Source organism: Candidatus Stoquefichus massiliensis AP9, from assembly GCF_000455285.1.
Classification (GTDB): Bacteria; Bacillota_I; Bacilli_A; order Erysipelotrichales; family Coprobacillaceae; genus Stoquefichus; species Stoquefichus massiliensis.
Genome location: NZ_HG005284.1, coordinates 286,721 through 312,235, shown reverse-complemented (window position 1 = coordinate 312,235; position 25,515 = coordinate 286,721). Strand labels below are relative to the sequence as shown.

Below are 25,515 nucleotides of genomic sequence, written 5' to 3'. Positions count from 1 at the left end.
ATAATGATATTGAAATTGAAATCAATCAAAATGATTTACGTATTGATACATATCGTGCTTCTGGAGCAGGTGGACAACATATCAATAAAACTGATTCAGCTATTCGTATTACCCATATTCCTACTAATATTGTGGTAACTTGTCAATCCCAGCGTTCTCAAATACAAAATAAGGAACAGGCAATGATTATGTTAAAGTCAAAGCTTTATCAGTTAATGTTAGAGGAACAGGCGTCTCAGTTAAGTGATATTAAGGGTGAACAAAAAGCCATTGAATGGGGTAGTCAGATTCGTTCATATGTTTTACATCCTTATTCAATGGTGAAAGATAATCGTAGTGGATATGAATCTAATAATCCTAAGGCTATTTTGGATGGTGATTTGGATGATTGTATTTATGCTTATTTAAAATCTATTGTAAAGGAGGAAAAGAATGCATAGTGTAAAAAGAGTTGTAAGAGATACTGTATTAGTTATTATTGGTAATGCTATTCTTGCATTTGGTGTTGCTGTATTTGCTGTTCCTTCTGACTTGATTGTTGGTGGGGCAACGGGTTTGTCACTAATTATTGGGGAATTTATTCCTATTAATTATGCTTCTATTGTTTTTGGAATTAATATGGTTATGCTTGTTTTAGGTTTCTTTGTATTAGGAAAGAAATTTGCAGCTGGAACAATCTTAAGTTCATTTATATTTCCATTCTTTTTAAGTTTATTTGAAACAATTCCCCAATTTCAAAATATCACAAATGATATCCTACTATCTGCGATTTATGCTGGTATTTTTACTGGTGTAGGGTTAGGAATTGTCTTTAGATTAGGTTATAGTACTGGAGGTATGGATGTTCCACCTATTATTTTAAATAAGAGAACTGGAATTTCTGTTGCTTTAGCTATTAATGTTTTAGATATTATGATATTAGTTGGGCAGGTTTTCTTTTCAAGTTTTGAAGGAATTTTATATGGGATTATTACTGTTTTTGTTTCTACATTTGTTTTGGATCAAGTGATTGTGATGGGCGAAAAGAATTTACAGGTTTTTGTCATTTCTACTCATCATGAAGAAATTGCTGATGCTATTTTTAAGGAAATTGATCGTGGATGTACATTTGTTAATGTGACAACGGGTTATTTTCATCATCAGCAAAAAGCTGTACTTTGTGTTGCGAATAATCGTGAATATGCAAAAATTAATGATTTGGTTATGAATATAGACCCAACAGCATTTATCATTGGTAGTGAAATACATAGTGTAAAAGGACGAGGATTTACCTTGCCTAATATAGATTTAGATAAACAAATGAGAGATCATGTTTAAGATAGTTTTCACTATCTTTTTTCTTTTGACTGATATACAATAAAGGAAAGGAGGAATTAGTATGGATTTTCATGAAACAAGACCATTTGTCCCTTGGGATTTAATGAATGATTTTTTAATTGATGCTTTTATAGGATTTGGTGTTCCTAGTGCTGATGCAAAGATATGTGCTGATGTATTATTAGAAAGTGATCGTAGGGGAATTGAGAGCCATGGATGCAATCGTTTTAAACCTATTTATTTAGACCGTATTGATGCGAAAATGCAAAAACCAGTCACTGAAATTGAAATTTTAAAAGAAGGACCAACAACTGCTGTTTTAGATGCACATGATGGAATGGGTATGGTAGCATCGCATAAAGCTATGGAAATGGCAATTGAAAAGGCCAAAAAATTTGGTATGGCTATGGTTGCTGTACGTAATTCGTCACATTATGGTATTGCTGGATACTGGGCAACAATGGCTAGTGATGCAGGAATGATAGGAATCACTGGAACAAATGCCAGACCTTCAATTGCTCCAACATTTGGAGTTGAAAATATGTTGGGAACGAATCCTATTACTTTTGCTATGCCAACAGATGAAGAATTTCCATTTGTTTTAGATTGTGCAACATCAATTATTCAAAGAGGGAAAATTGAATTTTATGCTAGAAATAGTGAAGATACACCTGCTGGTATGGTGATTGGACATGATGGCAAAACAATGACAGATAGCCAGCAAATCTTAAAAGATTTAACAACTGGAGATGCAGCTTTAGCACCCTTAGGTGGTATTGGTGAGGAATTTGCTGGATATAAAGGATATGGGTATGCAACAGTAGTAGAAATATTATCAGCTGCTTTACAGCAAGGAACTTTTTTAAGAGCGTTAAGTGGGTTTGATGAAAATCATAATAAAGTTCCTTGTCATTTAGGACATTTCTTTATCGTTATTGATCCAGAAGCATTTATGGGGTTAGATTCTTTTAAGAAAACGACAGGGGATATCTTACGTGATTTAAGAGGCTCAATGAAAGCTCCTGGTGAAGAACGTATTTATACAGCTGGTGAAAAAGAATATCTGATATGGCAATATCGTAAAGATAAAGGTGTTCCAGTAGGGGAAGCAGTCCAAAAAGAAATGATCGAAATTAGAGATAGATTACATCTTAATTATCATTTCCCATTTGAAGATTAAACAAAGGTATCGTCTCTATAGCGATACCTTTTCTTAATTATTCATCTTCATTAGTATCGCCATAATCTTCAATAATGATTTGTTCAGAATAGATTTGACTGTTTTGAAATTCATGAAATGCACGATAATAAGTATAGATAATATATGTTGAAACACATACTGCTAGTGTAATGAGTATAATGAGAGAACGTTTCATAAATTTTCTGGATTTCATATGATGTATGATAAAATCACTCTCAATATGCTCATAATAACTAGATATAATAACTTCTGGTTGACCAAATTGTTCTAAATAATCCTGGTATTGTAAATCAGGGTGGTTGATTTCATAATTTTTTAAGCTTTGTTTAAAAAATTGAAGAAATCTTTTTTCTTGTTGACTCAAAACAGGGAATGCTTTGTGGACTTGTTTATAATATTGATTTGTGTTTTTATTTTGAAAGAATTGCTTTTTCATATTACAAAAGTTCCTCGATTGTATTCTGGATTTCATGGTAACGTCTTTTGAGAGTATCTAATCTAACAAGTCCAGCTGATTCTATGTGATAATAAATGGTATTGTTATGGGAATATTGAGATATTAAATGAGATTCTAGAAAGAAGAATATTGATGTTAATAAAGAACCATTATTGAGCTGATTTAAATTCACTGATTGAAAAGTGAGATATAAATCATCGATAGTTGCATCTTGTTTTTTGAGTTGTGAGAGAATAAGCATTTCTGATTTATAAAAATGATCGTTATTTATCATATTTTCACTCCTTGTTGTTTATTATAGCATCTTTTTGTAAAAAGAGGTTCATAAATTGTTGAATCTTGGTATCTAATATTTCTTCTTTACGAGTAATAAAAGCAACTGCTGTATAGAGTTCCTTATTTTGAAGAGAAATGGTTTTGAGTGTTGAATCTTGAATAAGGGCTAATGCACTTTGAGGGACAATAGCGATACCTAATCCAGATTGGGCCCATATTAATGATGTACGACAATCATCAGCAGTCATTTTAATTGTGGGATTAAAATGAATTTTTAGGCAATAATCAGTAATAAGTGATAAATAACGCTGATGGATAATAAGGGGGAGATTTTGATAATCCTTCATATCTTTCATATGAGATTGTATGTAAGTTCCTTTTCCAACTGCAACCATAGGCTCAGCAGTTAAAAAAGAGGCATTGACTTGGCTCTGATCAAAAGGTGTACGCACAATACCTAAGTCTATATTATGGGCAAGAAGTAGATCAATGAGTTCATAAGTTGTCCCCTCATGAATACGAAAGAGTGTTTTTAAAAGTGATTCATTAACTTGAGTAATAAGAGCAGAATTGGAAGAGGTAATACCAATACGTAAGATTTCATTTTGAGTCTCTTTGATTTCATGTTGAGTTATTTCACTTAATGAGATGATTTGTAAACTACGTTTATAAAATAATCTTCCAGCTTGTGTCAATTCTACCTTGCGATGCCCTCGTTTGAGTAATGTAACACCTAATTCTGTTTCCAGTTGTTTGAGTTGAATAGATAGTGGTGGTTGGGCTATATGAAGAACTTGAGCTGCTTTAGAAATTGTTCCTTCTTCTACAATTGTTTTAAAATAAATCATTTGCTTTATATCCATGTGGATCCCCCTATATTAAATTAATATGTTAAGTATATATTATATATATTATACATATAATAACATTTCCGTTATAATGAAACAAGAAAGGAATGATTGTATGTGGATGAAATATTTAAAACCTTATCGAGTTCAAGCTTTAACAGGTTTTATTTTTAAGATGATAGAAGCTTTTTTTGAATTAATTGTGCCTCTTGTTGTGGCTGATATTATTGATAATGGGATATCAAAAATGGATTCTCAGTATATTTTAAAAATGGGAATTGTTTTATTTTTATTAGCTATTATTGGATATTGCTGTGCTTTGGTTTGTCAATATTTTGCATCTAAAACATCACAGGGATTTGGTACATATTTAAGGAATGATATGTTTAAGGCCATGAATGCCTATGATTATGAGAATATAGATGAAATTGGAACACCATCTTTAATTACAAGAATAACAAATGATGTGAATCAATTACAGGTTGCTGTTGCTATGGCTATTCGTTTAGTATCACGTTCACCTTTTTTGATTATTGGATCATTGATTATGGCATTTCGTATTGATATGCAGATGTCACTTATCTTTTTATTCAGTGCACCACTGCTTGGACTCGTTATTTATTTGGTTATGTCTCGTTCATTACCGCTTTATATGCGAATTCAAAAACAGTTAGATCATGTTTCTTTGGTTTGTCGTGAAAATTTATCAGGAATAAGAGTGATACGTGCCTTCTCAAAAGAAGTCTCAGAAAAAGAAAGATTTAGGGAGGCAACAGAAAACCAAAAATCTATGCAAATTAGAGTCGCAAAATTATCTGCACTCTTAAATCCGAGCACAAGTATAATTGTTAATTGTGCCATTCTTTTGATTTTATATGTGGGAGGATTAAAGGTTAATGTAGGAAATCTGACTCAGGGAGAAGTCATTGCTTTAATTAACTATATGAATCAGATTCTTTTATCTATGTTTGTTTTTGCAAATGTGATTGTTATTTTTAATAAGGCGAGTGCAAGCTATAAAAGAGTCAAAGAAGTGTTAGCCATTCATCCTCATATTCAGGATGGGACTTTGGAGGTCAAAGAATCTCATAGTCCAAGTTTTATTCGTTTTGATCATGTTTCTTTTTCTTATCAGGGAAGTGTAGCATTAAAAGATTTGACTTTTGAAATGAATAAAGGTGAAACAATTGGAATTATAGGTGGAACAGGTTCAGGGAAAACAACATTAGTGAATCTTTTACCACGTTTTTATGAAGCAACAGAGGGGCAAATTTATATAAAAGATTTACCTATTCAAAAGTATTCCTTTCAATCTTTGAGAAAGATGATGGGAATTGTTCCACAAAAGGCTGTTTTGTTTACAGGAACAATAAGAGAGAATATGTGCTGGGGTAAAAAAGATGCAACTGATAGTGAAATATATGATGCTTTACAGATTGCACAAGCCACATTTGTAGAAGAGTATCAAGAAGGCATAGATACATTCATTTCTCAGGGTGGACAGAACTTATCTGGTGGACAGAAACAGCGTTTAACAATTGCTAGAGCTATTGTTAAAAAACCAGAACTGCTAATTTTAGATGATAGTGCAAGTGCCTTGGATTTTGCAACAGATGCATCATTAAGACAATCACTAAAAAAATTATCTCAAACGACAATTATTGTTTCGCAAAGAGTGAGCAGTCTTATGCATGCTGATAAAATATTGGTTTTAAGCCATGGAGAATTGGTTGGTATTGGAAAACACCATGATTTGCTTCAAAACTGTGCTGTTTATCAGGAAATTGTAAATTCACAATTATCTGAGGAGGTGGCATAATGAATAAGCAGATGATAAGAAGGTTATTATTGTTTTGTAAGCCTTATTTAAAGTATTTATGGTTGGCTTTATTATGTTCTGCAATGCAAATTTTGTTTACTTTATTAACACCAGTTTTGATTGGACAGGCTGTTGATCATATTATTGGTATTGGTTTAGTTGATTTTGAAGAACTGGTTCAAAAGATAATCTTCATTATGGGAAGTGTTTTGATAGCAGGTTTTTTTGATTGGTTAGTTGTAAGATTATCAAATAAAGTGACTTATTCTATTACAAAAGATTTACGTGAAAAATTATTTGCTAAGTATGTAACTTTACCACTTAAGTATATTGATGGACATGCTCATGGTGATTTATTGAGTCGTATGATTAATGATATTGATTTGATTGGTGATGGCTTACTACAAGGGTTTACACATCTTTTTAGTGGTTTTGCAACAATTATTGGAACAATTGCTTTTATGTTATATATCAATATTCCAATTGCGATGATTGTTATTATTTTAACGCCTTTATCGCTGGTTGTAGCGACTTTAATAGCAAGTAAGACTTACAAGTTTTTTCAACAACAATTGGCATTGCGTGGGGAACTAAGTGGTTATGTCGAAGAAATGATTGGTAATCAAAAGATTGTGAAGGCTTTTGGATATGAATCAGAAAATCAGCAAAGATTTGAAGAGATTAATCAGCGAGTTTATATAAGTGGAGTCAAGTCACAATTTTTAGGAGCACTTGCGAATCCGAGTACCCGTGTTGTCAATAATATTGTTTATGCCAGTGTTTGTATTGCAGGTTCTTTATCAGTCGTGAGTGGGTATTTAACAGTAGGGACACTTTCTAGCTTTTTGAGTTATGCCAATCAATATACAAAACCATTTAATGAAATATCCAACGTCTTTACAGAATTACAAACTGCACTCGCAAGTGCAGGAAGAGTTTTTCAGCTTTTAGATACACCAAGTGAAGAAAAAATACAATGTCCTCAAACAATTGATCATGTCAAAGGACATATCAAGATAGAACATCTCTACTTTTCATATAATGAGAATCAAAAACTTATTGAAGATTTAAATGTTGAAGCCATGCCTGGACAGACCGTTGCGATTGTTGGACCAACAGGTTGTGGAAAGACAACTTTGATTAACTTACTTATGCGTTTCTATAATCAAAATGCAGGACATATTACAATTGATGGTATCAATACATTAGATATGCAGCGTGAATATGTACGAAGTTTATATGGTATGGTATTACAGGATTCGTGGCTTTTTAAGGGAACAATCAAAGAAAATATCGCTTATGGCTGTGAAGCAACTGATGATGAAATTATAGAAGCAGCTAAAAATGCTCATGCTCATAAGTTTATTATACAATTAAAAGATGGTTATGATGCCTTTGTGGATGAAGATGGTGGTAATTTATCACAGGGACAAAAACAGCTTTTATGTATTGCCCGAATCATGCTCACAAAGCCTCCTATGCTCATATTGGATGAGGCTACGTCTTCTATAGATACACGTACTGAAAAACAAATTCAGGATGCCTTTGATAAAATGATGCAAGGAAGAACAACGTTTATTGTTGCTCATCGTTTATCAACAATTCAAAAAGCAGATCAAATTCTCGTGATGAATCATGGTCAAATTATTGAACAAGGTAATCATCAGGAATTATTAGATAAACATGGCTTTTATCACCATTTATACTATAGTCAATTTGATTTGGAAAATAATGAATCTTAAGACACAGAACTCTGTGTCTTTGTAATAGAGACTATTAATTTGTATGATATGAGTTCCTATCAATTTTCTTATTTATCTTTGTTAAAATGGAAATAGATAGGAGGAATATTATGAAATATACAGAAACAAATAAAACAAAATTTATTGGTATTGAAAGTTTTTTTAGAGATTATTCAAGATTGAAAAGAGCAGAGGATCATCCCCAATATGATATTTTTAAAACAACTTTATCTAGTTGGGGAATAAGTGAAATTGATATTTTTGCTTGCTGGAAATTGCTGATTGATGGTATTGTCAAACAAAAAGTTATCAATCAGGATGCAAATGCATTAATTGATGCACCAACGGATATAAGTATTTTTGATACTTATTCATGTGGAGATACTGACTATGCACAAATATGTAAAAATGTCTATCTGGAAATAAAGAAAACAGAAGATAAACTTATGTTTTTTAAAAGTGTTGTGAAAGCATCAAATCCTGATTATGTGAACTTTGCTGATAAACTAAAAACATATTTATCAACGGGTTCAAATGAATTGTCTTTATGGAGTGGGGGTTATGATTTAAGTCTATTCTCAAGTCGCTTTGGGAAATGTCCACTTGAACAAACACAATTAGGAAAGTTATTAGATACTTTACCATTAACCACTGAATGGAAATTAGAAGCACCTTTATGGAATATCGTATCTAGAACATTTGTTAAATCATACCAAGGTAGAAATTTTCATGTTTATATTCGAACAATAGATTCAGAAAGTGTTCTTTTAAGGCAGGAAATTCCAATGATTAAACGTGCTGGTAAAATCGCTCATTGGCATATCTTTTATAAAAATGGAACACAATTTTCAAAAGTTGGATATAGAAGAATGGATGATGGCACACTGGTACCCACAGCTATTAATGAAGACCAACTGTTAAATGGATATGATGAGGAAACAGCATTTAAATTACTTAAACAAATATTACTAACCAGTCATTATAAAACCAATAAACAGGCATATGATCAAGTTATAGGTAAAGAGTTTCCAGAGTATCGTGCACCATTTGCATATTATGAATAAGAAAATCCCTCAATTTGAGGGATTTTGTTTATTTAGAAATAATTTTTCTTAATTCTGTTTTATCTACAAAGCGAGTAGAGAAACTATAATCTTTTTGGGCATATACGAATGACATTTTATTGTTATAAGTAAAATTAACTTTTTTGAGTTTACGATAATCAATCATCATTCTTCCGACCATCATATTCTTTCTTCCGATCATAACTAATGTCGAAGCAAAATAGGCAAATACAACACAAATAAAAGCAGCAACATTTAATCCATTACGATAAATCGTCATACTATCATTAAAAAGTCCATAAACCATTGCAATTATCCCACCAATAAATCCAACAACATAAAGTATTGTCAGAATACTGTAGAAGACTTTACCAGTTGTATTAAAACAAAATGCTAAAGAATGGTCTTGTTTTTTACAACGATAAATGGTTACAAAGATATTTGCGATTGTATAAGTAAACCAAATAATAATGATAAGTAAAAGAAATGAAAAAATTGATAAAATAATTTCCTGCATACATCAAACTTCCTTTCATATGTTATTATTATACATATATTCTTATACTAACGCAAAGAAAAAAAGGAAAATGTGTGAAATCTTCGATCATTTAGTATATAATACTCCTCAAGGATGTGAAAAAGATGAAAAATTTACGAACTTATGAAACAAAACAAATAGAAATATGTGAAGTAGATTATATGGGGCAATATCAGTTATGTCATCTATTAAATCGTTTTTCTGAAATAGCAACAATCAATGCTAAAGAATTAGGTATGTGGAATGAGGAAATGATGAAACAATATGGATGGGTTGTAGCCAAGCAAAGTTTACATTTAGATGAACCTATTTATTATAAAGATATGATTGAATTATCCACAATCATCAATAATGGTTCTTTTGTGGCATTTCCAAGATATTATTTTATAAAGAAGAATAAAAAAGAAATTGGTCATTGTTCATCAATATGGACTCTTATAAATATTCAAAAAAGGCGTATTGTTTCTCCTAAAAAGATAGGTATTATGATGCCTGAAGTGCTTCATGATATTTATTTAGATGAGCCTCAATCAATAAATATAAATATTCCAATGGATTATAAGACAACTCGTCAGGTTCTTTATAGTGATGTAGATACCAATCAGCATATGAATAATACACGTTATGTTCAATGGGCATTAGATATTATTGATTATCAGATACATAAAGATTTCTTTATCAGTGATCTAAATATTCAATATAAGAAAGAAATACGACCTTTAGAAAATGTAGAGTTATATCTTGGACAAGATAAAACAAGGTATATTGTTGAAGGACGTGGAAATCAGGGAATTATTTATTTTACAATAGAAATTTATTTTAATAAGAGATAATTTTCATAATTTGAAAATTTTATGATAAAAATTGTGCTATTATGTACTCGTCCCAAATATCTATAATAGTATTCGTTTTCCCGTATAGAATACAGATAGAGAAACAACTACCTTTATGGTGGTTTTTTCTTTTATGCTGATTTTATCAATTCTTTTTAGATATTTTATCTATGTACAATGGATTGAATTTATGACAATAAATCTCTTTTGGTGTAATTTTGGGGTAATTGACTGCTAAACACGCTATCAAGTGCCTGTTTCTCAACATCAATATCAATATGTGTATAAAGGTCCATTGTTGTTTTTATACTTGAGTGTCTTAATAGCTTCTTTGCAATCTCTGGACTAATTCCGTTTGTAACAAGTGTTGTAGCAAAAGTATGGCGCAGCATATGAAAATGAAATGGAATATTAAGTTTTTTGGATACATTTTGAATCTTTTTCTGTAGCCAGGCATATTCAATGTAATTGCCATCTTCATAGACACAGATGTTGTCATATGGGTTTTCCTGAAACCATTCCAGTAGTACATCTTTTAGTGGCTCAGCAAGAGGAACAATGGCATAAGATGATTTGGTCTTCATCTTAGTTGTAAACGATTCTCCAGCCTTTGATCTATTGTCTAATCTTTTGTCAAAGTTGATGGTATTGTTTTCAAAGTCAATATCATTTTTACTAAGTGCTAAAACTTCACTTACTCTTGCACCAGTGTAATATCCTATTTTTAACGCAATAACCATAGCACGATTATTAAAGATATCATGACATCCAACAAATTCATTACATATTGTTATGAAATCTTCATATGATATTGTCTTTCCCTGATCATTATTCTTATGTTCATCTTTTTTTAGGATAACATAAGGCATATGATTAGTCTGAAGGTAGTTGGATCTAATAGCGTGCTTAAAGACAGCATTGAATATTTTTAATACATTCTTGCATGTACCATACTCATACTTTTTTGACAGTTCATTAAAATATGTCTGGATTATTGTGTAATTGATTGTGCTGATCTTCATCTTAGCTATTTTATGACACTTAATTTTTGCATATGAACTTTGATAGTTCTTGATTGTATTGATTGCATATTCATCTTTGTGCAGTTCAAACCATTCGGTGTATACGTCTGCAAATGTCTTTTTTGTTTCAATATGGAATGATCCATTTTTATTTACTTCATACTTAACTTCTATTTCCCAATTTTCAGCTTGTCCTTTTGTCTTAAACCCACCTTTCTTATATCGTGTACCCTTGTACATAAAAGCATTGTCATACACAACTTTCCCATTCTTTAGTTTCCTTTCTGTAATACTCATGATTAATTGATCCTCCTTTTTAACTTCTCTTGAATTATGTGTTATCTTAAGTTATAATAGGAGTACGATAAAAAGAACTTGCTGGTCAGGCAGTTTTCAATCGTACTTAGTGTTGTGTTGGCAGCACACACTTATTACTCTCCTGTTGGTAGCAGGGGAGTTTTTATGTTATAATTCTAGTGTAGCGATAGATACTCTACAGAGCCTATTGCGGTAGATCCTAAGTTACCCGTGTGGGCTTAGGACTTTTTTATTTGATTTTAAATTGGATATTAGTTATACTTATAACAGATAGGAGTGATATAAGTATGAATGATACAAATAAAAGCAATGACATTTCTAATTTCATAAAACTGGCAGATGAACTTTTGTCTGAAGAATCTAGACAAGTCATCTATAATATCTTATGGAAAGAATTAAAAGTGCACGTGGATGTAGGGCTTACTGGTGCACCAGGTCCGATTGGGATTGCTGATAAGTATGAATATTAAACAATTTCATAATTTTAATGCATACTGTGCTTGAGTTTGATTTGTATATCTTCTTTTATGGTACTGTCTAGATGCTTAAAATTATGCAATATACTAATAATTTCAGAAGAAGATAATGTGTCAATATTTTTTACTTTAATATCTGCTAATAATTTATGTACTGTAATTTTAAAACATATGTATTCCATTTGATCATATATATTCTGGTATCCGATTAACATATACAAATATGATTCGTTTTTAAAGTTTTCAATTTCCATTTTTGGATAAAAAATTTCTACTTCATCATGTGGATCTATAAATGAGGAGTCAGCAAAATTTCCTCCATATTCAGATGCAATACAAATATCAATACCTGGCATATCAGATTTATAATAGGCACCTAAATCCATTGGTGAGAAAAGAGTTGTTTTTCCAGTGTTTTTTAATACGATACTAGGCTTTATGGATAATTTACAATTTATATGTGATGGATCTAAATTAATTTTTTTGATACCAAGATATGCTTTTTGTTCGTTCATTTCTTTTCCTCTGTTTATTTCATTTTGTGATGATATTGTCCACCAAACACCTATTAAAGTTAATGCACCAGCCGATAGAGTAGATAATGCTGTTATCCATTCTCCTACTGTGCCAGGGAAATCAATTGGGATTAAATAACACAACCAACTAAAAATCAAAATAATGATTGCTATTGTAATAGTGGCTGCTGTTAATAAAAGAACAAATCGAATAGTTTCCTTTTTTGGCATATTTTTTCTCTAACTCTTACTCAAGTCTTTTAACTTGCTTTTCTTTCTCATAATTTCCAATAACTCATAAACTTCGTCAGCATGTTCAAATATCTCTTCATCACTCATACTATCAAAGTCAAGAGGTGGGTATGTATCTAACTCATGTTTTAAAATAAAGTCTAATGCTTCTCGTCTGGTTTTGTAGTTCATTTTATAATTTACCTACTACTTTCCCAATGCATTCAATTCTCATACCATCGTTGAATTCTTTAATGGGATATTTTTTATTGTGGGATATTAACCCCATTTTTCCACGCTCTTTTATGTATGCCTCGCCATTAATCATGAAAGCCCCAATCTCACCAATCTGTACTTCTTGTTTCTTTATCATAACTTTTTCACCATTACTATATGTTGGCTCCATTGAATCGCCATTGACACCAATAACAAAATCAATATCTTTAAATTCAATAGGTACTTCAATTTGTTCACTTGGAACATCATCAAACACATAAAGCCCCGTACCAGCACTAAGACCGCATTGATAACTAGGCTTTAATACTGTTTCACATTTTTCTTCTGGTTCTTTAATGCATCTATCATATTCTTTCAATAAAACTGTATCTACTAAATCCTGACCGTGACTATCTAAGTTGCGGTATTTTTTTATATGCTCATATTCTGCTGTTTTTAATCGAAAAGAATTAAGTACTTCTTTTTCGTCTGTTAGACATAATAAATAATCAACTGAAACGTTGAAAAATTCTGAAATTTCTTTTAAAAATTTATGACCTGGTTCCCTAACATCAGTCTCATAATTTCTTAAAGTTGTACTTGGAATTTTTAATTTATCAGCAAGTTCATTTCTTGTTTTAAATCCGTTTTCTTTTCTTAATTGTACTAATCGTTGACCAAAAGTCATTATTATCACCTTCTTTAACAACATTATATATAAATTATTACATATTTACAATAAAAAAATGCTCAAAACGAGCAAATTATTTCAAATTATTATTGACAAGTGCCCAATACGGAGTTATGATATGTATAGAAAAGCTCAAAACGAGCAGAAAGGAGTGGTAAAATGCTCAACAATATTGAAGCAGAAAGGGTACGTAAAAGATTATCTCAAGACGAATTGGCAAAAAAAATGGGTATTTCTCTTAAAACGTATTACAACTGGATTAATGAAGAAACAGATATTCCCAGTTCGGCGTTAATAAAGTTCGCTAAATTATTTAAAACAGATATTGATTATCTTTTGGAAAACTCCAAAAACTTTATGGGTGATAACTTTATGGGTGATAATTGATATGAAGATAATTTTATGTTTATGTTGTGCGTTGGGTTTTGTTTTATCAAGTAGTATAGGAAGTTTTTTACTACTTGGAATGGGAATTGTGAGCGACTATAAAAGGTTAATAAAACCAGTTTTTATCTTCTATAGTTTAGGTGCTATATTCCTAATTGCATTTTTTATATGTATTTAGTAATGAATCAGAATAAAGACAGCCTACAAATTGTAGAAAAGGAAGAAGGGTGATATATGAATCCATTAAGTTATTTACTTATGCCAATCGTTTTTTATGGATTATTTGTTGTTCCAGATTTCATTGTAGAGTGGATTTGTTGGAAACTAGATTCCAATAAGAATATGAAACCGGATTGTTTCTTATATTATTCGTTCTATATTTCAATAGTTAGTTTTTGTATATTTTTGATTTTGGAAACAAAATAAAGCATCTTAAATATACAAAATATTGAAGAACTATTCAAAATAGAAGGTGGTGAGAGGAATTGGAAGTAATCTTGACAATTATATTAAGTGTTACTCTTTCAAAAATATATACTGATTTTGTTGTTGCAAAACATAGGGATGAAGTATTTGAAACGTTCAAAGAGACATGCACATTTGTGAATGAGGAAATAAAAAAATTAAAAAGAAAGGGGATTTGAATTATGCAAGTAAATGAAGTGACTAGATTAGTCCAGATGACTGCAATTCTTGAAAGGGATGTTGATTTTACAGATGAGGATCTGATGTCAGCATTTAACCCATCGCTGAAGCATTTCAGACAGGCAGCACTCAACCGTATTGCCGAAAAGAATGGATATGAGTATGGTGAATGTCTAAGCTATGTATCAGGCAACTTTGTAAATGTCACGTTTATAAAGTATCTAAGAGAGGAGGATGAAGGTATGGCAGGGTTAAAGATGCTTACAACTGAAGAGGTTGCTGAATTAATTGGAACCACAAGACAACAGATTCTCAGTATGAAAGATGTAGGTATTTTAAACTTTATTAAAACTGGTGCATCATTTATGTTTCCACAGAAGGAAATAGAGAAGTTCCAAGAAGCTTATTTGGGCTATGACCTGGGCAATAAAGTAAAAATGATTAAGGCCTACAATGAAGTTCATGGAATGTAAAGAAAAAGCCGCTGCGACAACAGCGACTCAAAAATTAATTCGTTAAAATTAATCACTTATATTGTAAGTGATGGAAAGAGAGAAATCAAGTATGGAAAAGAAAGTTGTTATTGAATTAACAGAACAGCAAGCAAATGATTTGGATTTATATTTGTTTGCATCATCTGATTATCGCAGCAGAGAACAACAGGCTTGTGAAGAATTAACCCTAGAATTAAATGAAGATGGAACTCCAAAGTATAAAAACATGGCATCAAATGCTAAGTTTTGGAAAGACATGAATTCTCAAATGAAAAAGATTTGTGAAATTGTCAACAGAGCAAGGTTTCGTCATGAGTGAGATTATTGAAACTGTGATAGGTTCGTTCCTATTTGGAAGTGTATTGGTTCTATTATGCCAAGGAACTGAACATATGGCTAAGAAGACGAACACAAATCCTTTGATGACCATCAGCAAGCCAGAATTGCTTTGGATGAAGTTCAAACCAAAGGAAAAGAAAGACAGAGTCAAAGGCTTTGTATTGATCAGTTCTTGGATTGTGACAATCATTCTTTTTGGATTGGTGATGATCTATGGATAGAACAGATAAGTATTACTGTATCGGCTACTGGTTCATGACGTGGACCCTTACAGTAGCGTTAAGTATTAAGAATGTATATTAGGAGGAATGAAGATGACAAGAAAAGAAGAAATTGAAATGGAATTGTTTTTGCTGGATATGAAGGATCATATGACTCAAGAGGATTTTCAGTATAGACGTGAACTTCAGGAAGAATTGAGGTCACTTGATGATTGATGTTCATGAGTTCTTTGATCAGTGCCATGTCTACGAAACAGTTGATAAAAGTGATGAATGGCTTGAACAAAGAAAAACAGGTATTGGTGGCAGTGAGGTGGCAGTTATCCTTAATCTAAGCAAGTATAAGACACCTTACCAACTTTTTATGGAAAAGAAAGGCAATGCAGTAGAACATATCAGCAATCCAGCAATCGAAAAGGGCAATCGTCTTGAACAGCCACTTATAGATGTATTCTATGCACTGCATCCAGAGTATACATCAGCGGATACAAAGCATATCTCTTTAAAGTCTAAAGAATATGCTTTTATGAATGCCAATCTTGATGGTGCGTTCTTAGATGAGAATAGTGATAAGGCTATTCTAGAAATCAAGACAACTACTATCCAAAATAAAAAAATGTTAGATGAGTGGGGCTATTGGGATAATGAGCAACAAGTATGGATTGAAAAAATTCCAGATGCCTATTATTGCCAGGTACTCCATTATATGGCCACAACGAAGATTAAGCACGTTGTTGTTTATGCACAGTTAGATTTTGAATATAGAAAAGATAGAAAGGGTCAAGAGACTAGAGAAGTTGATATTTATTGGGATGATCATATCAATGATATAAATTACATCATTCAAGAAGAGAAAAAATTCTGGAAAAGGCTGGAGGACAATGTTCCACCACCATTCATGCAGATGAATTTTAGATAGGAGGGAGTTATATGATTGAAAAAAAGATAAAAACACAGTCTGTAGAATATTTTTTTGAAAATAGCAAAGAGACAATAAAAATGTCAATTTCTTTAGAAAATGTTAATTCTTCCGATTTGGAAAAGACAAAAAAATTTCTTGAAACTATGTTCCAAGAAATTTTAAAAGACATTACCTATTAAAATTTATTACCATTTTGAAATTTTTCACTTAGTTTAAATAGGTTTACAAGTGATTCCGGATTTTCAAGTATCTTAGGAAGAATTGCTTCCATTAATACTTGGTTATCAGTTTTTTGATTTGTAGCAGTTAGTTTATCTGCAAGTACAGAAATCGCGCTAATATCTAAAGATTTTGTTTGTTCTCTAATGACAGATACATCATCTTTGATTGCATATAATTCTTGCAAAATAGTAGAAGATAAAGTGTTTGTATTTGGTAATTGTGTATCTTCACTATCGGCAGAATCAAATTCAAATGTGTTTATCATTGCAGATAATCGTGTTCTTGTTTTATCAGCTTCATCAAGGTCTTGCAAATCATAATCAATGGTGTTGATATTAGCTACATCAAAAGGAATGGTGTCAGTTTTTGATTTTAATTGAATTAGAGGTTTTGATAATGCTACTCTATACCCTAATTCATAAAAAACGTTTGGATTATGACCTGTTAAATCTACTATGACTAAATCATATGTACGAAGACATTCAAGAATTTTATCAGTTATTGAGTTAGGGTTAGCCATTAAATCAACTCGTTCAGGTTCATCAAATCCGCATTCTTGACAAGCAGGTTTGATTATATGTTTTAAAAGTTGATCTGATCTTTTGCGAATTTCTGTATTTTCATCAGATATTGGACAAACAACAAAACATTTTTTTGACATTTATAATCACCTCACTTTCTAATTGGATTTAAGTACCACTAAATACTTATATACTCATTATAAAGTAAATGGTGAAAAATGTTAAGTTTTGTAAAAAAAGAAAGGAGTTATTCACAATGAATAAATTAAAAATTGTTGACATGAACGGTCAACAAACAATAGATAGCCGACTTGTTGCTGAGGCTTTAAATATGCAACACAAAGATTTATTGAAGAAAATTAGAAATTATGACGATATTTTAACCAGCGAAAAATTGCGCCCGTTAGATTTCTTTGTTCCAAGTGCTTACGAAGATGGAAAGGGTGAAACAAGAGTTTGTTATATGCTCACGAAGAAAGGCTGTGAGATGGTAGCTAACAAAATAACTGGTAAAAAAGGTGTTATCTTCACTGCAATGTATGTAGATGCATTTAATGACATGGAGGTACAGCAGCAACTGCCAACTGATCCAAGAGAACTTTTACAACTTACTATTATGGCACAAGAAAATACAGCTAAACGTGTTGATAATATTGAGGAGAAAGTAAAAGAGTTAGATGAAAACAAACTTCTCAATCCTGGAGAATATCATCTTATCAATACAAGAGTAAGAGAACGTATTAATCATATTATTCAGGCTTATCATTTGAATCCTAATAAAAAGCAGAAAAGTGAGTTATACAAATCTATCAATCGTGAAATTAAGGTGATTACAAATGCAGAATGTCGTAGTCAGTTGAAAGCTAAGGATTTTAAAACAGTTTTGGATTTTATTAATGATTGGGAGCCAAGCAAGGCAACATTAGTTGTTATTGAACAGTTATCTTTAAATTTTGAGGAGGAAAAGGAAAATGGAGCGAAATAATGTACAAAGTGAATTTTTAGGATGCATGAGTGCGATTATCGTTGAAACACAAGAACAGTTTGAAAAACTAAAAGAGTTCATGGGAATTAAAAACTTGTTCTTGAGTGATGGTACACCAGCAACACAGCTGCATCTTACAGTTAATAAGCGTATTGCTTTCTATCGTGATGAAATAGGAATGTTTGTTGGATATGATCATCCTGCAAATGTTGGATGTAACTATTCTTTAAAGGAATTTAATGAAGCCTTTGAAGAACAACTTGGCTTGTTTGGTGACAGTTCCACAGGCATTGTGCAGCAGCCTGATGAAGCATTGATTGCTGATGATCCAATGGCGCAGGAACCAATTGATACAGAAGTGAAAGAAGTGGAGAATGAGATTTCCTTGAAAGAGGTATTAAACCAATTGACTATTGGAACAATTACTCCAGCTAAATGTTCTGGAAATCTTCTTGAAGTAAAGGATAAAGTCATTGAAATAGTCAAAAAGAAAGAAAATATCGTTGTTACAAGAGAGAATTTTACTGAGATTAAAGAGGTAGTCACTGATTTGAATGCTAAGGCTAAAGCATTAGAAGAGCAGAGAGCATTCTTTAATAAAGAAGTTAAAAAATTTACAGATCCGTTTTCAAAAGCCTTTACTGAGGTAATCAACACGCTAAAGGATGTATCTAAATCAATAAAAGCAGATATACAGGTATTTGAGGAAGAAGAAAAAGAAGAAAAAACAAAAGAATTCTTCAAGGCGCATATTATGCCTGAACTGATGACATGTTTTCAAAATGAATCTATTTCAGAAAAGCAAGTCAATGAATTCAAATTTGATGAAAAATGGTTGAATAAGGATGCTGTTACTAAAATAGGTAATCTAACTAAAAAAACATCAGATGCAATCAAAGCAGAAATTCAAAGACTGATTAATGAATATACTCAGGAAAAAAATGACATTGCAACTATTGAGTCAACAGTTAAGCAGTTAGCGATTGCTAGAGGAGTTGACGGTTCGCTCAACGTAGATACATATGTTGAACTTTATAAGAAAGGTACTCCAATGCCAGCGGTACAGGAACGTATGAATCAGGATATTGCAATCATTAAGAAAACTGTTGATGTTGCTGTTCAAAAACAGACTCAAAATATTCAATCTCAGCAACAAATGCAAAAAGACAATCAACAAGTCGAAAGTATTCAAAACGTCACAGATACGAAAAATGTGACAATTCTCAGTGATGATAAGACTGGTGAGGTATTAGCGAAGGCAGATAATCAAAAATTGATGGCTTTGGTTGTATCAACACCAGAAAAACATCAAGGCAAGACATTTGAATATACATATTCATTTAGCGGCCCTTTTGGCTCAATAAAGACTTTTAGTAGCGTATTGAAATTATTATCAATGATGTTCAAAGATTTTAAATATGTAGAAAGAAAGCTAGAGAAAAGAAGATTATCTGATCCAAATACTGGTGAAGTAAAAGAATACTTATGTACTCAGGAGGTAAATAACAATGGTACAAAATAGTTTAACAGGTAAAAGTAAAAATCTTCCTATGAATGGAATTAAAGCATTCAATAATCTTATGGGTTCTGATTTGATGAAGACAAAGATTTATCAGATGGTTGGTCGTACTGATGCACAGGAGTTTATTACATCAATCACAAGTGCGGTCAATAATAATCCAGCATTAGCTGAATGTGATTCACAGTCAATCATCAGTGCAGCGTTATTAGGACAAAGTTTACATTTGAAGCCTAGCCCTCAGCTTGGATACTTCTATATGGTTCCATATAAGAAAAAAGCAAAATATGATAAACAGACAGGACAAATTATCTCTCCTGAAAAAACAGAAGCACAGTTTCAGTTGGGATATAAAGGTTACCTTCAATTAGCAATTAGAACTGGAGAATATATTGATATAGATGCCATTGAAATTCGTGAGGGTGAATATAAAGGGCGTAATCGACTAACTGGAAAGCCTGAGTTTGAATTTGTGGATGATGATGCAATAAGAGAGAATCTTCCTATTATTGGATATATGGCTTATTTTGAGATGAAAAATGGTTATATCAAGCGTATTTACTGGTCTAAGGAAAAGATGCTAAAACATGCTGATGAATTTTCTCAAGCATTTAGTTTGCAGAAATACCATGAACTTCAGGAAGGTAAAATTCCTCAAAAAGATTTATGGAAGTATTCATCATTCTGGTATAAGAACTTTGATGAAATGGCGAAAAAGACGATGTTAAGACAACTGTTATCTAAACATGGTTTACTATCAACTGAAATGCAAAGAGCTGTTGAAAGTGATCAGGCAGTTATCACAGAGGATTTAAAGCCTGAATATGTTGATCATCCAGATATCATTGATAATGATTTGCAACAAACTATAGAAACTCCACAAATCGAACAGGAAACATCTTCACCATCATTGGATTTAACTGATCTCCAGCAGGAAATAGCAACTGTTGACATTGAAGATGATCCAATGGCGTAGGAGGTACATATGAATCTTATTACTAAGTTATTAATGGAAAATGAAATAAGCATTAATCAGGCGAAAACAATTACCAAAGATAATGTTATTCCTAGTATTGCAATATTTATTGAAGGCGTTGAGAAACTGCCTACTAAAAAGAACCTTTTAGCAGAAGTGCCAGAAAAATTCTATGTTAATGAACTAGAATGGATGCTGATGAACTACTGGAAAGATAATGAAATTATCGGAATCATGATAGATGAGGATAATGATATGTCAATATGGCATGGACCAGATGAATGTGATATTGAAGTATTCTATCAGAATTGGTCCAAACAAAAATTATTCAAGTTCTTGGAAACTGGAAAAGAGTACAAACTGGATGATTTAATTAATCACTGTGCACTGATAGAAGGTTAAATAAAGATATGAAAAAGAATGAGGAGGGTTTCGTTAAATTTCATAGAAAACTTAAGCGTAATAAGTTTTATACTGATGCAAACACTATGCTCCTCTTCTTTCATATAATTTTAGAAGCTTCATGGTTTGATAGTGATGATGAGAAGCGTGGTGAACTGAAAATCAGTGTCTCAGAACTTGCTGAAGACCTAAAAAAAGATAGAAAGACAATTAGGAAAAGTCTAAATATATTGATTGATGAGAAAGTCATTAGTGTAAGAAAAAGTGGAAAAATTTCAATAATAAAAGTGAAAAATTATGACCTTTATCAGGATAGTTTGAATGATGTCATGTGAGGAATAAATCCCCATTAAGTGAGGAAATTTTCCCCACTATGTGAGGAATAAATCCCCACATCTATCTATATATATAAGAATTTAAGAATATAAGAATATATTTATATATATATTAGTCTTCTATATGTTATATAGTAGCAAGCCAAATTTTCATGAATATAAATATTTCAAAAAGGGGTGAATAAGTAATTGGATAAAATACAAAATTTCCTAAATAACGGAAATTCTGAAATTCAGTGTGATATAACAAAATTAGCTAATGATGAAATTGGACACCTTAATGATTTGGATGGTATTGACTGTCCTATATGCAAGAACAAAGGATATATTCTTCTTGATGATGACAATGGTGTTACACAATCTCTTGTAAGTTGTAAATGCATGCATCTTAGAAAAGTGAAACGGTTAGCCGATGAAAGTGGATTGGGAGAACTTCTGAAACATAGGGTTAAGAATTATGAAGCCAAAGAAGAATGGCAAAAGAAAGTTAAAAACACAGCAGCACATTATGTTAGAACTGATAACAATTGCTGGTTCTGCATGCTGGGACAAAGCGGTGCAGGAAAGACACATATCTGCTCAGCTATTTGCAATGCCTTCATGGAAATGTACAAGGATGTTCGCTATCTTGCATGGAATGATTTTGCAACATTCTACAAGGAGAACATGAAGAACGTTGCCAGCAAGGACCTTATGAGGGAATATCAGCAAGTTGAAGTTTTATACATAGATGATTTATTCAAAGGTGCAGATACTGAATACGATATCAAGAACATTGCATTTGATTTAATTAATTACCGATATAACAATCGGCTGAAAACAATTATATCGAGTGAACGCTCCTTTAAACAGTTGTGTGAACTTGATGAAGCAATTGCTTATAGAATTGCTGAGATGTGTCAGGATTACTTGATCAGGATTCCCAAGACACAGAGCAACAACTATCGCATAAAGAAAAGCAAAGTATAAAAAAACAGAAAGGGGAACTAAAAATGGCATTAGATTTTTTTGAAATGATGAAACAGGAGCAAGAAAAGCAAAAGGCACAGAATACGCCTATTACAAAGCAAAATAAGGAATTACAGTCTGTAACACCTAAAACAGAAGAAAAACCATCAGTGAAGAAAAAAGAAGGCAAAAAGGATGAATTAGAAACATCTACAGTACCGACATTTGATGAGCAGTTAAAAAAGGCAGGACCTCAGGAAAAAGTGATCGTTAGATATCTGCTTATGAAATATCCTGATATCAAGGAAAAAATGGAACATCCATATGTGTCTATTGAAGGGATGTATGAATACATTCAATCGCAAGCTAGAAAGCATGCAAAAAATGGAGCATTCATAACTGTACCACAGGAGTTGATAGATGCATTTCCTGAAGATGCAGAAAAGGAAGGCTATCTATCAGATGACATCGTTTATGGATGGGGGCGACACTACTATGACGAGCATGGAAAAGTTTCTTGATGATTTATCGAAGGCACATCTTGATGCACTCGATATTGAACAATTTGAATGTTATCTCTATGACATGAATGACAAATCAGTATGGAAGAACAGAAAAAAAGATTCAATAGTCAATGAGTTTTACATATCAAAGTTTGAGATATGGAATGAAAGGCTGATTGAAAGAGTGTTCTATGTCAACCAGAAGTGGGAACAGAAGATTAAGCAATACTGTAACATCTATGAAGTTCAGCGCTACCTGGCTGGTTCAAGATATAAAATCAACAAAGGAATATATGTTGCTTCATATGGTGGAATCAGGATGATCTACTGGAAATCCTATAATAATTGTGAGTGGGAAAGAAGCACCAATGAGAGATTCATGATCAGCTATGGTCAGCGCTATTCAAGTCAGTATATCAGCCATTATAGATTAAATGATTATGAACATTTGCTTAAGCAAACTAAACATAAGTATTGTGGGTTCAAGGAGAGCGGGCTTGAAGATGAAAGATTATTCTGGTTCCTTTATCAGTACGAAAAGCATCCACAGATGGAAATTATAGCTAAAATGGGTCTTATGGATGTCGTACAAGGAAGCATGAACTGCTTAAGATGGTCACAGAAGGGATATAAACTTCTTGGAATTGATGATAAAAGTGAACTAGAAATCATAAATTTATGTAGTCGTCAGGGCGGTCTGAAGTACTACAGGAAACATAAAGATAACATCAGAAAATATGGTCTTGATTCTAAGCATAAAATATTTATTTACGATATTCTTCTGCAAAGGAATTATCCAATGTCTAAAAAACTAATTGAATACATTGACAAGGTAGACCGTTCAAACACATATGGATATGAATACAGTTCATATAGCAGTGACTATATTGATTACATAGGCTTCTGTAATATCTTAGGGATTCCTTTAACATCAGCAGTCAGGTATCCAGAAAATTTTAAAAAAGCTCATGATGATATGCAAGATAAAATAAAAATCAATGAGTCAAAGATTGTAACGGATAAGATTCAAGAACAGGTGATTAAGACGCTATTTAAATATCGCTATGCAGATAATGAATATGTCATTACTCCAGCAAATAGTGTTCAGGATTTAATAGAAGAAAGTAAGCAGCTTCATCACTGTGTAAGGACCTATACGAATAAGTACGCAAGAGGAGAGACCACTATATTTTTGATTAGAAAACGTGATGATGTGCTTCATCCCTTCTACACATTGGAATTAAAGGATAAAAAGATTAATCAGGTCAGAGGGTTACATAACTGTGATCCAATAGATGCAGTATCTAGATTCATTAAGAAATGGGCAAAAAAGTATCGTTTCGGTACAACAATCTACCAAAACTATTAGGAGAGTGAAACATGATGAAAATAACAAAAGAAGAAAAACAGCTATATAAGCTGCTGGACGTAGTAAATAAGATTTTTGGAAAGACAAGTGACAGAACTGCTATTGTTGGTAATTTGAATAAACTTTACTTTTATACATTAGGGTACTGTGGAGTATTCATTTCAAAAGAAAATGAAGAAACACTCGTAGAGTCTTATGACTTTGCAACATATCAATATGAACTGAAGCAGCTTCCAAACAAGTCATTTGTATTGGATGCTTTAAGTGGACTTGATTTCGATACACAAAAACTCTACTACAATATTATCGATTTTGTAGATAGTCGAATTCATTCCAAAGAGTGGATTGCTGAAATGTCAAAGGATTATGATCATAAAATCGCCAAGATAGCAATGGATTCAGGTAAATGGATTAGAGACGATGATATCTCTTATCTGAAGGCATTCACTGAATTTGAAATATATAATGGGCAAGATTGCCTGATTATAAGGAGTCAGGATGACTATTGTGACATTTATCTTGTTTTTACAGATAGCGTTGTTGTTCCTGATGTTGAAGATTCAACACAGATGAAAATTGATGCTTATGAGAATAATCAGGGAATTGCTGAAAAGATTATGGATGCAATCAACGCCAATCCACCAGTAGAAGAACCACCTGAAGAGTTTGACGATGATGAATACATTGAGGAATCGTTTGACGATGAAGACGATGACCCAATGGCCTAGTTATGGTTTAGTGTTTGAAGTACCTGGTAAAGTTAGGGGTAAGGGCAGACCGAGATTCATGAAAAATGGTCATACATATACAGATAAAAATACAGTGACATACGAAAAACTCATACAAGCTTCATATTTAAAGCATACGAGCTATATTTCACAAAAGAGTGTAAGAATATCTATGTATATCTGTTTCGCTCCTAACAAGTCAGATACGAAGAAGAATAAACTTATAAAATTAAAGAACAGTTTATGGCCAGGAAAGAAACCTGATATTGACAATGTGATTAAAATCGTGCTTGATGCTTTGAATAAGATTGCTTATCAGGACGATACGCAGGTGAATGAGATCCATGTCCTTAGGCATTGGAATAAGGAAGAGAAGCTCGTGATATGTTTAAGTGAGAATGGCGAGCTGTTCAGAAGTTAAGAAAGGTTAAGAAT

The 25,515-nt window shown here is 32.1% G+C and carries 35 protein-coding genes; 26 read left to right on the top strand and 9 right to left on the bottom strand.

Going from position 1 to position 25,515, the window contains the following annotated elements:
• The 3 genes from BN350_RS21175 to BN350_RS01715 all read left to right on the top strand — a co-directional run.
• Window positions 1–440 (top strand): peptide chain release factor-like protein (locus tag BN350_RS21175; protein ID WP_044600030.1); only part of this gene is annotated, 440 nt, incomplete at its 5' end.
• Complete coding sequence (locus BN350_RS01720) at window positions 433–1,317, top strand: YitT family protein (RefSeq protein ID WP_028042052.1); 885 nt, start codon at window positions 433–435, stop codon at window positions 1,315–1,317. The genes BN350_RS21175 and BN350_RS01720, both read left to right, overlap by 8 nt.
• A 61-nt stretch (window positions 1,318–1,378) precedes the next feature.
• On the top strand, window positions 1,379–2,497 hold the full coding sequence (locus BN350_RS01715) for an Ldh family oxidoreductase (protein ID WP_028042051.1): 1,119 nt from the start codon (window positions 1,379–1,381) through the stop codon (window positions 2,495–2,497).
• 37 nt (window positions 2,498–2,534) lie between these two features.
• Here the strand turns inward: BN350_RS01715 and BN350_RS01710 are convergent, their stop codons facing one another.
• From BN350_RS01710 to BN350_RS01700, 3 genes are read right to left on the bottom strand one after another with little or no spacing between them, the layout of a single operon-like run.
• Window positions 2,535–2,954: a DUF6120 family protein gene (locus tag BN350_RS01710; RefSeq protein ID WP_028042050.1), complete on the bottom strand. Its 420-nt coding sequence runs from the start codon at window positions 2,952–2,954 to the stop codon at window positions 2,535–2,537.
• Window position 2,955: 1 nt separating this feature from the next.
• Window positions 2,956–3,249, bottom strand: coding sequence for a hypothetical protein (locus BN350_RS01705; RefSeq protein WP_028042049.1), 294 nt, complete (start codon window positions 3,247–3,249; stop codon window positions 2,956–2,958).
• A gap of 4 nt (window positions 3,250–3,253) precedes the next feature.
• Window positions 3,254–4,114, bottom strand: a complete 861-nt coding sequence (locus BN350_RS01700) for a LysR family transcriptional regulator (protein ID WP_028042048.1) — start codon at window positions 4,112–4,114, stop codon at window positions 3,254–3,256.
• Window positions 4,115–4,214: 100 nt separating this feature from the next.
• Between BN350_RS01700 and BN350_RS01695 the strand changes: the two genes are divergently transcribed.
• The 3 genes from BN350_RS01695 to BN350_RS01685 all read left to right on the top strand — a co-directional run bounded on the left by BN350_RS01695 (window position 4,215) and on the right by BN350_RS01685 (window position 8,724).
• Window positions 4,215–5,918 (top strand): ABC transporter ATP-binding protein, encoded by a 1,704-nt coding sequence (locus BN350_RS01695; protein WP_028042047.1) that lies wholly within the window; start codon window positions 4,215–4,217, stop codon window positions 5,916–5,918.
• Window positions 5,918–7,660, top strand: a complete 1,743-nt coding sequence (locus BN350_RS01690; protein ID WP_028042046.1) for an ABC transporter ATP-binding protein — start codon at window positions 5,918–5,920, stop codon at window positions 7,658–7,660. Before BN350_RS01695 ends, BN350_RS01690 begins: the two co-directional genes overlap by 1 nt.
• 110 nt (window positions 7,661–7,770) lie before the next feature.
• A complete protein-coding gene (locus BN350_RS01685; protein ID WP_028042045.1) occupies window positions 7,771–8,724 on the top strand; it encodes a hypothetical protein in 954 nt (317 codons plus the stop codon).
• 28 nt (window positions 8,725–8,752) lie between these two features.
• Here the strand turns inward: BN350_RS01685 and BN350_RS01680 are convergent, their stop codons facing one another.
• Window positions 8,753–9,241, bottom strand: a complete 489-nt coding sequence (locus BN350_RS01680) for a hypothetical protein (RefSeq protein WP_028042044.1) — start codon at window positions 9,239–9,241, stop codon at window positions 8,753–8,755.
• A 125-nt stretch (window positions 9,242–9,366) separates the two neighbouring features.
• On the opposite strand from BN350_RS01680, the gene BN350_RS01675 reads away from it, so the two are divergent.
• Complete coding sequence (locus BN350_RS01675; RefSeq protein WP_028042043.1) at window positions 9,367–10,095, top strand: acyl-[acyl-carrier-protein] thioesterase; 729 nt, start codon at window positions 9,367–9,369, stop codon at window positions 10,093–10,095.
• Between the two features lie 188 nt (window positions 10,096–10,283).
• Here the strand turns inward: BN350_RS01675 and BN350_RS01670 are convergent, their stop codons facing one another.
• Complete coding sequence (locus tag BN350_RS01670; RefSeq protein ID WP_028042042.1) at window positions 10,284–11,414, bottom strand: site-specific integrase; 1,131 nt, start codon at window positions 11,412–11,414, stop codon at window positions 10,284–10,286.
• A gap of 308 nt (window positions 11,415–11,722) precedes the next feature.
• Between BN350_RS01670 and BN350_RS01665 the strand changes: the two genes are divergently transcribed.
• Window positions 11,723–11,905 (top strand): hypothetical protein, encoded by a 183-nt coding sequence (locus BN350_RS01665; protein ID WP_028042041.1) that lies wholly within the window; start codon window positions 11,723–11,725, stop codon window positions 11,903–11,905.
• Between the two features lie 14 nt (window positions 11,906–11,919).
• Here BN350_RS01665 and BN350_RS01660 read toward each other — a convergent pair whose 3' ends face one another.
• Genes BN350_RS01660 through BN350_RS01650 form a run of 3 tightly spaced genes read right to left on the bottom strand, consistent with a single transcriptional unit; the run spans window position 11,920 to window position 13,561 of the window.
• Window positions 11,920–12,657: a hypothetical protein gene (locus BN350_RS01660; protein WP_028042040.1), complete on the bottom strand. Its 738-nt coding sequence runs from the start codon at window positions 12,655–12,657 to the stop codon at window positions 11,920–11,922.
• Window positions 12,658–12,666: 9 nt separating this feature from the next.
• Window positions 12,667–12,849 carry a hypothetical protein gene (locus BN350_RS01655; protein WP_028042039.1) on the bottom strand — a complete coding sequence of 61 codons (183 nt, stop codon included), beginning with the start codon at window positions 12,847–12,849 and terminating at the stop codon, window positions 12,667–12,669.
• A gap of 1 nt (window position 12,850) precedes the next feature.
• Entirely contained in the window at window positions 12,851–13,561 is a 711-nt protein-coding gene (locus BN350_RS01650) for an XRE family transcriptional regulator (protein ID WP_028042038.1), read from the bottom strand.
• A 162-nt stretch (window positions 13,562–13,723) separates the two neighbouring features.
• On the opposite strand from BN350_RS01650, the gene BN350_RS01645 reads away from it, so the two are divergent.
• The 8 genes from BN350_RS01645 (at window position 13,724) to BN350_RS20480 (ending at window position 16,751) form a co-directional block, all read left to right on the top strand.
• Complete coding sequence (locus BN350_RS01645; protein WP_028042037.1) at window positions 13,724–13,951, top strand: helix-turn-helix domain-containing protein; 228 nt, start codon at window positions 13,724–13,726, stop codon at window positions 13,949–13,951.
• A gap of 1 nt (window position 13,952) precedes the next feature.
• Window positions 13,953–14,129, top strand: a complete 177-nt coding sequence (locus BN350_RS20790; RefSeq protein ID WP_187117087.1) for a hypothetical protein — start codon at window positions 13,953–13,955, stop codon at window positions 14,127–14,129.
• 469 nt (window positions 14,130–14,598) lie between these two features.
• A complete protein-coding gene (locus BN350_RS19830) occupies window positions 14,599–15,069 on the top strand; it encodes a helix-turn-helix domain-containing protein (RefSeq protein WP_049945482.1) in 471 nt (156 codons plus the stop codon).
• 91 nt (window positions 15,070–15,160) lie between these two features.
• Window positions 15,161–15,409: a hypothetical protein gene (locus BN350_RS01625; RefSeq protein ID WP_028042035.1), complete on the top strand. Its 249-nt coding sequence runs from the start codon at window positions 15,161–15,163 to the stop codon at window positions 15,407–15,409.
• Window positions 15,402–15,650, top strand: a complete 249-nt coding sequence (locus tag BN350_RS01620) for a hypothetical protein (RefSeq protein WP_028042034.1) — start codon at window positions 15,402–15,404, stop codon at window positions 15,648–15,650. Before BN350_RS01625 ends, BN350_RS01620 begins: the two co-directional genes overlap by 8 nt.
• Before the next feature lie 93 nt (window positions 15,651–15,743).
• Complete coding sequence (locus tag BN350_RS21585) at window positions 15,744–15,866, top strand: hypothetical protein (protein ID WP_261797072.1); 123 nt, start codon at window positions 15,744–15,746, stop codon at window positions 15,864–15,866.
• The gene (locus BN350_RS19825) at window positions 15,859–16,569 is read left to right on the top strand and encodes a YqaJ viral recombinase family protein (RefSeq protein WP_028042033.1); all 711 of its coding nucleotides are present in this window, start codon (window positions 15,859–15,861) and stop codon (window positions 16,567–16,569) included. Before BN350_RS21585 ends, BN350_RS19825 begins: the two co-directional genes overlap by 8 nt.
• Before the next feature lie 11 nt (window positions 16,570–16,580).
• Entirely contained in the window at window positions 16,581–16,751 is a 171-nt protein-coding gene (locus tag BN350_RS20480; RefSeq protein WP_155849087.1) for a hypothetical protein, read from the top strand.
• Here BN350_RS20480 and BN350_RS01600 read toward each other — a convergent pair.
• Entirely contained in the window at window positions 16,748–17,455 is a 708-nt protein-coding gene (locus BN350_RS01600) for a hypothetical protein (RefSeq protein ID WP_028042032.1), read from the bottom strand. The genes BN350_RS20480 and BN350_RS01600 overlap by 4 nt on opposite strands.
• Window positions 17,456–17,571: 116 nt before the next feature.
• On the opposite strand from BN350_RS01600, the gene BN350_RS01595 reads away from it, so the two are divergent.
• The 10 genes from BN350_RS01595 (at window position 17,572) to BN350_RS01550 (ending at window position 25,501) form a co-directional block, all read left to right on the top strand.
• A complete protein-coding gene (locus BN350_RS01595) occupies window positions 17,572–18,300 on the top strand; it encodes a Rha family transcriptional regulator (RefSeq protein WP_028042031.1) in 729 nt (242 codons plus the stop codon).
• Window positions 18,287–19,822, top strand: a complete 1,536-nt coding sequence (locus tag BN350_RS01590; protein WP_028042030.1) for a DUF1351 domain-containing protein — start codon at window positions 18,287–18,289, stop codon at window positions 19,820–19,822. Before BN350_RS01595 ends, BN350_RS01590 begins: the two co-directional genes overlap by 14 nt.
• Entirely contained in the window at window positions 19,809–20,795 is a 987-nt protein-coding gene (locus BN350_RS18185; protein ID WP_044600029.1) for a recombinase RecT, read from the top strand. The genes BN350_RS01590 and BN350_RS18185 overlap by 14 nt, the downstream gene beginning before the upstream one ends.
• A 9-nt stretch (window positions 20,796–20,804) precedes the next feature.
• Window positions 20,805–21,197 (top strand): hypothetical protein, encoded by a 393-nt coding sequence (locus BN350_RS01580; RefSeq protein WP_028042029.1) that lies wholly within the window; start codon window positions 20,805–20,807, stop codon window positions 21,195–21,197.
• Window positions 21,198–21,205: 8 nt separating this feature from the next.
• Window positions 21,206–21,532: a helix-turn-helix domain-containing protein gene (locus BN350_RS01575; protein WP_028042028.1), complete on the top strand. Its 327-nt coding sequence runs from the start codon at window positions 21,206–21,208 to the stop codon at window positions 21,530–21,532.
• Window positions 21,533–21,721: 189 nt separating this feature from the next.
• Window positions 21,722–22,501, top strand: coding sequence for a DnaA ATPase domain-containing protein (locus tag BN350_RS01570; protein ID WP_028042027.1), 780 nt, complete (start codon window positions 21,722–21,724; stop codon window positions 22,499–22,501).
• A 23-nt stretch (window positions 22,502–22,524) separates the two neighbouring features.
• Window positions 22,525–23,001 carry a Cas9 inhibitor AcrIIA9 family protein gene (locus tag BN350_RS01565; RefSeq protein WP_028042026.1) on the top strand — a complete coding sequence of 159 codons (477 nt, stop codon included), beginning with the start codon at window positions 22,525–22,527 and terminating at the stop codon, window positions 22,999–23,001.
• The gene (locus BN350_RS01560) at window positions 22,976–24,352 is read left to right on the top strand and encodes a PcfJ domain-containing protein (protein ID WP_028042025.1); all 1,377 of its coding nucleotides are present in this window, start codon (window positions 22,976–22,978) and stop codon (window positions 24,350–24,352) included. The genes BN350_RS01565 and BN350_RS01560 overlap by 26 nt, the downstream gene beginning before the upstream one ends.
• 11 nt (window positions 24,353–24,363) lie before the next feature.
• Window positions 24,364–25,080: a hypothetical protein gene (locus BN350_RS01555; protein WP_028042024.1), complete on the top strand. Its 717-nt coding sequence runs from the start codon at window positions 24,364–24,366 to the stop codon at window positions 25,078–25,080.
• Complete coding sequence (locus BN350_RS01550) at window positions 25,064–25,501, top strand: RusA family crossover junction endodeoxyribonuclease (protein ID WP_044600054.1); 438 nt, start codon at window positions 25,064–25,066, stop codon at window positions 25,499–25,501. Before BN350_RS01555 ends, BN350_RS01550 begins: the two co-directional genes overlap by 17 nt.
• The last annotated feature ends 14 nt before the right edge of the window (window positions 25,502–25,515 follow it).

What these genes read in the sequence shown, in the direction of transcription:
- BN350_RS01720 (WP_028042052.1), top strand. Translation starts at nt 433, where the DNA reads ATGCATAGTGTAAAAAGAGTTGTAAGAGATACTGTATTAGTTATTATT.
- BN350_RS01715 (WP_028042051.1), top strand. Translation starts at nt 1,379, where the DNA reads ATGGATTTTCATGAAACAAGACCATTTGTCCCTTGGGATTTAATGAAT.
- BN350_RS01710 (WP_028042050.1), bottom strand. Translation starts at nt 2,954, where the DNA reads ATGAAAAAGCAATTCTTTCAAAATAAAAACACAAATCAATATTATAAA.
- BN350_RS01705 (WP_028042049.1), bottom strand. Translation starts at nt 3,249, where the DNA reads ATGATAAATAACGATCATTTTTATAAATCAGAAATGCTTATTCTCTCA.
- BN350_RS01700 (WP_028042048.1), bottom strand. Translation starts at nt 4,114, where the DNA reads ATGGATATAAAGCAAATGATTTATTTTAAAACAATTGTAGAAGAAGGA.
- BN350_RS01695 (WP_028042047.1), top strand. Translation starts at nt 4,215, where the DNA reads ATGTGGATGAAATATTTAAAACCTTATCGAGTTCAAGCTTTAACAGGT.
- BN350_RS01690 (WP_028042046.1), top strand. Translation starts at nt 5,918, where the DNA reads ATGAATAAGCAGATGATAAGAAGGTTATTATTGTTTTGTAAGCCTTAT.
- BN350_RS01685 (WP_028042045.1), top strand. Translation starts at nt 7,771, where the DNA reads ATGAAATATACAGAAACAAATAAAACAAAATTTATTGGTATTGAAAGT.
- BN350_RS01680 (WP_028042044.1), bottom strand. Translation starts at nt 9,241, where the DNA reads ATGCAGGAAATTATTTTATCAATTTTTTCATTTCTTTTACTTATCATT.
- BN350_RS01675 (WP_028042043.1), top strand. Translation starts at nt 9,367, where the DNA reads ATGAAAAATTTACGAACTTATGAAACAAAACAAATAGAAATATGTGAA.
- BN350_RS01670 (WP_028042042.1), bottom strand. Translation starts at nt 11,414, where the DNA reads ATGAGTATTACAGAAAGGAAACTAAAGAATGGGAAAGTTGTGTATGAC.
- BN350_RS01665 (WP_028042041.1), top strand. Translation starts at nt 11,723, where the DNA reads ATGAATGATACAAATAAAAGCAATGACATTTCTAATTTCATAAAACTG.
- BN350_RS01660 (WP_028042040.1), bottom strand. Translation starts at nt 12,657, where the DNA reads ATGCCAAAAAAGGAAACTATTCGATTTGTTCTTTTATTAACAGCAGCC.
- BN350_RS01655 (WP_028042039.1), bottom strand. Translation starts at nt 12,849, where the DNA reads ATGAACTACAAAACCAGACGAGAAGCATTAGACTTTATTTTAAAACAT.
- BN350_RS01650 (WP_028042038.1), bottom strand. Translation starts at nt 13,561, where the DNA reads ATGACTTTTGGTCAACGATTAGTACAATTAAGAAAAGAAAACGGATTT.
- BN350_RS01645 (WP_028042037.1), top strand. Translation starts at nt 13,724, where the DNA reads ATGCTCAACAATATTGAAGCAGAAAGGGTACGTAAAAGATTATCTCAA.
- BN350_RS20790 (WP_187117087.1), top strand. Translation starts at nt 13,953, where the DNA reads ATGAAGATAATTTTATGTTTATGTTGTGCGTTGGGTTTTGTTTTATCA.
- BN350_RS19830 (WP_049945482.1), top strand. Translation starts at nt 14,599, where the DNA reads ATGCAAGTAAATGAAGTGACTAGATTAGTCCAGATGACTGCAATTCTT.
- BN350_RS01625 (WP_028042035.1), top strand. Translation starts at nt 15,161, where the DNA reads ATGGAAAAGAAAGTTGTTATTGAATTAACAGAACAGCAAGCAAATGAT.
- BN350_RS01620 (WP_028042034.1), top strand. Translation starts at nt 15,402, where the DNA reads ATGAGTGAGATTATTGAAACTGTGATAGGTTCGTTCCTATTTGGAAGT.
- BN350_RS21585 (WP_261797072.1), top strand. Translation starts at nt 15,744, where the DNA reads ATGACAAGAAAAGAAGAAATTGAAATGGAATTGTTTTTGCTGGATATG.
- BN350_RS19825 (WP_028042033.1), top strand. Translation starts at nt 15,859, where the DNA reads ATGATTGATGTTCATGAGTTCTTTGATCAGTGCCATGTCTACGAAACA.
- BN350_RS20480 (WP_155849087.1), top strand. Translation starts at nt 16,581, where the DNA reads ATGATTGAAAAAAAGATAAAAACACAGTCTGTAGAATATTTTTTTGAA.
- BN350_RS01600 (WP_028042032.1), bottom strand. Translation starts at nt 17,455, where the DNA reads ATGTCAAAAAAATGTTTTGTTGTTTGTCCAATATCTGATGAAAATACA.
- BN350_RS01595 (WP_028042031.1), top strand. Translation starts at nt 17,572, where the DNA reads ATGAATAAATTAAAAATTGTTGACATGAACGGTCAACAAACAATAGAT.
- BN350_RS01590 (WP_028042030.1), top strand. Translation starts at nt 18,287, where the DNA reads ATGGAGCGAAATAATGTACAAAGTGAATTTTTAGGATGCATGAGTGCG.
- BN350_RS18185 (WP_044600029.1), top strand. Translation starts at nt 19,809, where the DNA reads ATGGTACAAAATAGTTTAACAGGTAAAAGTAAAAATCTTCCTATGAAT.
- BN350_RS01580 (WP_028042029.1), top strand. Translation starts at nt 20,805, where the DNA reads ATGAATCTTATTACTAAGTTATTAATGGAAAATGAAATAAGCATTAAT.
- BN350_RS01575 (WP_028042028.1), top strand. Translation starts at nt 21,206, where the DNA reads ATGAAAAAGAATGAGGAGGGTTTCGTTAAATTTCATAGAAAACTTAAG.
- BN350_RS01565 (WP_028042026.1), top strand. Translation starts at nt 22,525, where the DNA reads ATGGCATTAGATTTTTTTGAAATGATGAAACAGGAGCAAGAAAAGCAA.
- BN350_RS01560 (WP_028042025.1), top strand. Translation starts at nt 22,976, where the DNA reads ATGACGAGCATGGAAAAGTTTCTTGATGATTTATCGAAGGCACATCTT.
- BN350_RS01555 (WP_028042024.1), top strand. Translation starts at nt 24,364, where the DNA reads ATGATGAAAATAACAAAAGAAGAAAAACAGCTATATAAGCTGCTGGAC.
- BN350_RS01550 (WP_044600054.1), top strand. Translation starts at nt 25,064, where the DNA reads ATGACCCAATGGCCTAGTTATGGTTTAGTGTTTGAAGTACCTGGTAAA.